Source organism: Vibrio sp. 10N.247.310.17, assembly GCF_041466605.1.
Classification (GTDB): domain Bacteria; phylum Pseudomonadota; class Gammaproteobacteria; order Enterobacterales; family Vibrionaceae; genus Vibrio; species Vibrio tasmaniensis_A.
In genome coordinates, this window is sequence record NZ_JBFSTC010000220.1 from 1 (window position 1) to 1,348 (window position 1,348).

The 1,348-nt window shown below is 42.2% G+C and carries 1 protein-coding gene; it reads right to left on the reverse strand.

Annotated elements, in window-relative coordinates:
* Positions 1 to 13: 13 nt before the first annotated feature.
* Positions 14 to 1,252, reverse strand: a complete 1,239-nt coding sequence (locus tag AB6D80_RS24975; RefSeq protein WP_115339201.1) for an ISL3 family transposase — start codon at positions 1,250 to 1,252, stop codon at positions 14 to 16.
* Positions 1,253 to 1,348 lie beyond the last annotated feature (96 nt).

Here is a 1,348-nt window from a genome sequence, read left to right on the forward strand (position 1 = left end):
GGCTCTTCTCCGCTTAGATGAGCTTGATTTCTGGGTAAAAGGTAGAGTGAGTTTCTAGGATTGAGGTTTGTCTAATCTTCAATTTAAAGTAATCAGTATCCCTTACTCCTCGAGCTCTCCGCCTAAGAAGGCCTATCGATACATTCCCAGCTTCAACTCGGGCATTCGTTAGCCTATATTTTGCATAATTGCAGATCCCAACTCTTCTCTCCCAAAGCGCATCTGCAAAGTTGATGAGAGATAAGATCCTTGTATTTTTAGCAAGCTGGCACCACGCATCAAGCGCTGCGATCATCAAGTCAAAATTACGTTCATTCCATAAGGCTTGAAGCTGCTCTTTGAGCATATAAATAGTACAAAGTGTCTTATTGCTTTCAAGTAAATCATCCAGCCTATCTGACTGCTTATCGCTTAATTTCGGCGCATTTTTGAGGAGTAAAAATAGCGTCCCCTTAAGCATTTTTTTCTCGTCATGCGTTCCTCTCCTAAACGCTTTATTACGCTCTTTCCTTATCAGAAGAGAGTAGTTCTGCATAACGTGAAACCGGTCAAAAACGATGTCTGCATTCGGAAGAGCCTTTCTCACCGCTGATTGGTAAGATTGACCCATATCCATTGATACCGCTTGGATGCCGTCTCTCGTTTGTGGTGATAATTGTTCAAAAAAGTTGATGAGTACGTTTGAAGTCCGTCCATGATCAACCCAGATAAGTTGTCCTGAAACCAGATCATAAACAACGGTCATATAGTCATGGCCTTTAGCCCTGGCGACTTCATCAACGCCAATATGAACAAGGTTGGTCAACTTCTTAGGCTCTAAAGCGGGCAAGGTAGATAACAGAAATGCTTTATCGATATTTTTCACGGTTTCCCAGCGAATGTCTAAATGCTTAGACACTGCATGGATGCTCATATAGCGGCATAGTCCACTAATAAAGTGACAGAATCTCTTGGTATAGCGACCACCCTTATCAACAAAATCAGTGGCTTCAATCAATCTTCGGCCGAGCTTATCTCTCGTCTGAGCCAGTTCAATTTCTATTACGCAAGGGCGACCACTTACAGGTAAATCTGACAGGCGACGTTGAACATAGTGGTCGACGGTACGCGGTGCTCCAGTCTCAGGGTCAACGACTTTACAGCGTCTGTCTCGCTTGCATTTGACGAGTACTGAATGAGTGCACTCTTCGAGCGTTACAGACTGTACGGATTGACCTTTAAAATTAAATAGAGCGGAAGATAATAACGACAAACTACAACACTAAGATATAAGACAGGAAGTAATTATAAATCAATGCTTTATTGATTTTATTGTTAATTTATAGACTCATCTAAGCGGAGAAGAGCC